The 4,796-nt window shown below is 73.4% G+C and carries 5 protein-coding genes; 3 read left to right on the top strand and 2 right to left on the bottom strand.

Features of this window, described 5'->3' with window-relative positions; translation table 11 throughout:
• On the top strand, positions 1-876 hold an 876-nt coding region (locus SACPADRAFT_RS0216780; RefSeq protein WP_028662524.1), incomplete at its 5' end, for a serine/threonine-protein kinase.
• Positions 877-1,069: 193 nt separating this feature from the next.
• On the opposite strand, the gene SACPADRAFT_RS0216775 is transcribed toward SACPADRAFT_RS0216780, so the two are convergent.
• Positions 1,070-2,638 carry a dolichyl-phosphate-mannose--protein mannosyltransferase gene (locus SACPADRAFT_RS0216775; protein ID WP_007026541.1) on the bottom strand — a complete coding sequence of 523 codons (1,569 nt, stop codon included), beginning with the start codon at positions 2,636-2,638 and terminating at the stop codon, positions 1,070-1,072.
• A 33-nt stretch (positions 2,639-2,671) separates the two neighbouring features.
• Here SACPADRAFT_RS0216775 and rsmI point away from each other — a divergent pair, with 33 nt between their 5' ends.
• Both rsmI and SACPADRAFT_RS0216765 read left to right on the top strand, forming a co-directional pair.
• Complete coding sequence (gene rsmI / locus SACPADRAFT_RS0216770) at positions 2,672-3,511, top strand: 16S rRNA (cytidine(1402)-2'-O)-methyltransferase (protein WP_007026540.1); 840 nt, start codon at positions 2,672-2,674, stop codon at positions 3,509-3,511.
• 97 nt (positions 3,512-3,608) lie between these two features.
• Complete coding sequence (locus SACPADRAFT_RS0216765; protein ID WP_007026539.1) at positions 3,609-3,920, top strand: DMT family transporter; 312 nt, start codon at positions 3,609-3,611, stop codon at positions 3,918-3,920.
• A 24-nt stretch (positions 3,921-3,944) separates the two neighbouring features.
• Here the strand turns inward: SACPADRAFT_RS0216765 and SACPADRAFT_RS28310 are convergent.
• Positions 3,945-4,796, bottom strand: an 852-nt coding sequence (locus SACPADRAFT_RS28310; protein ID WP_007026538.1) for an aminodeoxychorismate synthase component I, incomplete at its 5' end; no start/stop codon positions are given.

Raw genomic sequence — 4,796 nt, 5'->3', positions numbered from 1 at the left:
GCGGCCGGTGGGATGTCCGCGCCGCCCGGGTCGGCGCAGGCGGGCAGCAGCCGCTTCCGCCGGGTGCGCAGGCTCGGGCACGGCGGGTTCGGCACGGTCTGGGAGGCGGTCGACACCCAGCTCGGCAGGACGGTCGCGTTGAAGATCGCCCATGCGCCCGACGAGGACACCGAGCACCGGATGCACCGCGAGGCGCGGGCACTCGCCGCGCTGAGCCACCCGAACTGTGTCCGGGTCTACGACCTCGTCGAGGAACCCGACGGGCTCGCCCTGGTGATGGAGTACCTGCAGGGTCAGCCGCTCGCCGAGGCGGTGGACACGGCGGGGGCGCTGGACGACGTCTCGGCGGGCCGGTTGTGGGCCACGATGGCCGGTGCGCTGTCGGCCGCGCACGAGAAGAACGTGCTGCACCGCGACGTCAAACCGTCGAACGTGATCATCGACCCCACCGGGGTGGCGCATCTGATCGACTTCGGGATCGCGCGCAGCAAGGGTGACTCCACGCTGACCGCCACCGGCATGATGGTCGGAACCCCGGACTACGTCGCCCCGGAGGCGGCCTCCGGGGCCCCGGCCAGCCCCGCGTCGGACGCCTGGCAGCTCGCCGCCACGGTCAGCTTCGCCCTGTCGGGTCATCCCCCGCGCGGGACGCGGGAGACACCCATGGCGGCACTGATGGCCGCGGCACGGGCGGAGGCGCCGTCGCACCTGCCCCGGCAGAGTGTGCACGCGCGGCTGCTGACCGCCTCCCTCGACCCGCAGCCGCGCAACCGCCCCACCCTGGCCACGGTCTGCCGCGAGGTCGAGGGCTGGCTGGCCCGCACGGGCACCTCCACCGACGGCCCGGTCACCCGCGTCGTCCCCCGCACCCAGTGACTGCCCCTCCGCGCCCCCGCGAGTCGCCACCCCAGGCCTCGCGAGTCGCCACTCCAGGTCCGTGAGTTGCCACTCCAGGCCCGCGAGTCCACGCCCCGGGCCCGTCACCTGACGTCGTGCACGCGGGCATCGGCGGGTGGCCGGTGACCCGGACCGGGCGGGGAACCGCCGCGGTGCCGAGGGACCTGTCCGCTCAGCGCCAGGACGGCAGCCAGAGCTCGGCCTCCCAGCGGTCCTGCGTGATCGGGTCACCGTTGAGGATCGGCCAGAGCCACACGAAGTTGGCCACCACGAGCCCGACGTAGAGCGAGACCACCAGCAGCCCGGTCCCGCGACGTTCGTAGGCGGCTCGGGCCCGGCCGAGGATCTGGCCGAGCACGAGGGTCAGCCCGAGCGTGAGGAACGGGGCCAGGGGCGTGGCGTAGAAGAAGTACATCTGCCGGTCGAGGTTGGCGAACCAGGGCAGGAAGCCCGCCAGGTATCCGACGAGCACGGCGGTGTAGCGCCAGTCCGCGCGGAACACCGCCCGCCACAGCGCCCACGCCAGCACGGGTACCGAGAGCCACCACAGGGCCGGCGTGCCGATCAGCATCGTGGCGCTGACGCACTCGGCGGCGCCGCAGCCGGTGACCTGCTCGCCGGACTCGTAGTAGTAGAGCATCGGCCGCAGGCCCATGGGCCACGTCCACGGCTTCGACTCCCACGGATGCGGATCACCGTCCGGGGTCGAGAGACCGCTGTGGAAGGTCATCATGTTGAACGTGTAGATCGCCAGCGAGTTCAGCGCGTCCGGGAGAAACCCGAAGACCCCCGGGTCCACCTGGTTGATCTCCAGGTAGTGCCGGTCGGTGGCCGTCTCGCTCGAAAACCACGCCCACCAGCTGCCCAGGTACACACCGACGGAGACGAGGCCGATCCCCCAGCTCACGGGCAGCAGGTCGCGCCGCACCGCGCCCAGCCACGGACGGCGCACCCCGGCCGCACGGCGGGCCGCCACGTCGAACCCGAGGGTCAGCAGGACGAAGGCGAGCACCCAGTACCCGCCGGACCACTTCACCGCCGTGGCCAGGCCGAGCAGGGCACCGGCCCCGAAGCGCCACCAGCGGAACCCGAGGCGCGGCCCGTACGGGGAGTCGTCGACCCAGCCCTGCCGCACGGCCTCGGCGAGCCGCTCGCGCACCTGGTCACGGTCGCGCAGCAGGCAGCCGAACGCCGCGAGCACGAACACGGCCAGGAAGATGTCCAGCATCCCCATCCGGGACTGCAGGTGCAGCACGCCGTCCGCGATGACCAGCACACCCGCGACCGCGCCGAGCAGCGTGGAACGGGTCAGCCTGCGGGCGATGCGGACGGTGAGCAGCACGATCACCGTGCCCGCGACCGCGGCCGCGAACCGCCACCCCCAGCCGTTGTAGCCGAACAGCCATTCCCCGACGGCGATGAGCTGCTTCGCCAGGGGCGGGTGCACGATCAGCTCGTAGCCGTAGTTGTCCTCGTACCCGCCGTTGCGCAGCATCTGCCACGCCTGGGGGACGTAGTGCTTCTCGTCGAAGACCGGGGTGCCGCCGTCCGTCGGCACGCCCAGGTTCCACAGGCGCACGACCCCGGCGACGGCCGTGAGCACCACCGTGACGACGAACGCACGCAGCCGGTCGGTGGGCATCGGCCTGCCCAGGAGGGCGGCCTCCCGGTCCGTGGGTGGCCGCTGCGTGTCCGGCGCCGGATCCGCGCCCGCCGGGGTGGAGGACAGGAGTGCGGTCACGGCGCTCGATCCTACGGCTTAGTCTTGGGCGTCGTGACGCTCGTACTGGCCGCCACCCCACTCGGTGACTCCCGCGACGCCTCGCCCCGCCTGACCACGGCGCTGGCCGAGGCCGACGTGCTGGCCGCCGAGGACACCCGGCGCCTCCGCTCGCTGGCCACGACGCTCGGGGTGACCCCGTCGGGCCGTATCGTCAGCTACTACGAGGACGTGGAACAGGCACGGTTGCCGGGCCTGCTCGCGGCGGTGCGCGAGGGTCGCACCGTGGTGCTGGTGACCGACGCGGGCATGCCGAGTGTGTCCGACCCCGGCTACCGGCTGGTGCGGGCGTGCGTGGCCGAGGACCTGCCGGTGACCTGCCTGCCCGGCCCGTCCGCGGTGACCACCGCGCTCGCGGTGTCCGGACTGGCGACCGACCGGTTCTGCTTCGACGGCTTCGTCCCGCGCCGCGCGGGGGAGCGGGCGCGCTGGCTGCGCGAGCTGGCGGACGAGCAGCGCACGGTGGTGTTCTTCGAGTCCCCGCACCGGCTCGCGGCGACCCTGTCCGAGGCCGCGGACGCGCTGGGGGCCGACCGGCGTGCGGTGGTCTGCCGGGATTTGACCAAGGTGTCCGAGGAGATCGTGCGCGGCGGCCTCGCCGAGGTGGCCGACTGGGCCGCGCGCGGCGTGCGCGGCGAGGCGACGGTCGTCGTGGCGGGCGCGCAACGCGGACGTGTCGACATATCCACTCTTGTGGGTGAAGTGGAGGCCCGGGTCGCGGCGGGCGAGCGCCTGAAGACGGTCACCACCGAGATCGCCGACGCCACCGGCGTCTCCAAGAAGCAGCTCTACGACGAGGCGTTGCGGCAGCGCGGTGCCGACGGTGTGTCGTGAGGGGCACATTCCCTGCGTGTGATGCGGTGAAAGTGCCCCTCGCTGCGTCTGACGCAGGGAAGGTGCCCTTCACGAGAAAACCCGGGAGGGGGTAGCTGTGGCGTGGGTCGTGCTCGTGGTGTCGGGGTTGTTGGAGACGGTGTGGGCTGCCGCGTTGGAGGCCTCGCGGGGGTTCTCCCGGCTGCGGCCGAGCCTGCTGTTCCTGGTCGCGCTGGCGTTGAGCATGGGCGGGCTCGCCTACGCCCTGCGCACGGTGCCGGTCGGGACCGGCTACGCCGTCTGGGTCGGCATCGGCGCGGTGGGCACCGCGCTGTACGGCATGGTCGCCCTCGGCGAGCCCGCCACGACCGCGCGCCTGCTGTGCCTGGCGCTGATCGTCGGCGGCGTGGTGGGCCTGCGGTTCGTCTGAGGGGGCACTCCGGTCGCCTCGCCCTCACCCGTCCGGGTCGAGCAGGGCCCGCAGCGGGGCGGCCTTGTGCAGGCACTCCTGCCACTCCGCCTCGGGGTCGGAGTCGGCGGTGATGCCGCCGCCCACGCCGAGGCGCACCGTGCCGCCGGAGACTTCGAACGTGCGGATCGCGACGTTGAGTTCCATGCCCGCCACCGGGGAGGCGAGCCCGACCGCGCCGGTGTAGACACCGCGCGGCACCGGTTCCAGCTCGGTGACCAGTTCCAACGCGCGGATCTTCGGGGCGCCGGTGACCGACCCCGGCGGGAACGCCCCGCGCAGCAGATCGGCGTCGTCCGCGCCCTCGGCGAGCACACCCTCCACCGTGGAGTCGAGGTGCCACACACCGGGCGCGGGCCGCACCGCCAGCAGCTGCGGCACCCGCACCGTGCCCACCTCGCACACCCGGCCGAGGTCGTTGCGCACCAGGTCGGTGATCATGACGTTCTCGGCGACGTCCTTCGACGAGCGGCGCAGCGCGTCCGCGAGGTGCGCGTCGTGTGCGCCCCGCCGGGGCAGTGTCCCCTTGATCGGGGTGGAACGCACCCGGCGTCCGGTGCGGGACAGGAACAGCTCCGGGGACATCGACACCACCGCGCCCCAGTCGCCGGCCAGGTACGCGCCCCGGGTGGGGGACAGGCGGCGCACGCCCTCGGCGAACAGTGCCGCCGGGTCGCCGTCGAAGTCGGCGGTCATCCGGGTGCAGATGTTGGCCTGGAACAGCTCACCGGCCTCGATGGCGTGCACACAGGACTTCACGGCGTTGTGGTGCTCGGCGGGCAGCGGGTGCCGCACCGGACCGGCCCGCCACGCCGGCCCGGCGGCGCGGGTGCCGTC

Origin of the sequence: Saccharomonospora iraqiensis subsp. paurometabolica YIM 90007, from assembly GCF_000231035.2 — a bacterium.
Classification (GTDB): domain Bacteria; phylum Actinomycetota; class Actinomycetes; order Mycobacteriales; family Pseudonocardiaceae; genus Saccharomonospora; species Saccharomonospora paurometabolica.
This window is presented reverse-complemented; position numbering and strand designations above follow the sequence as displayed.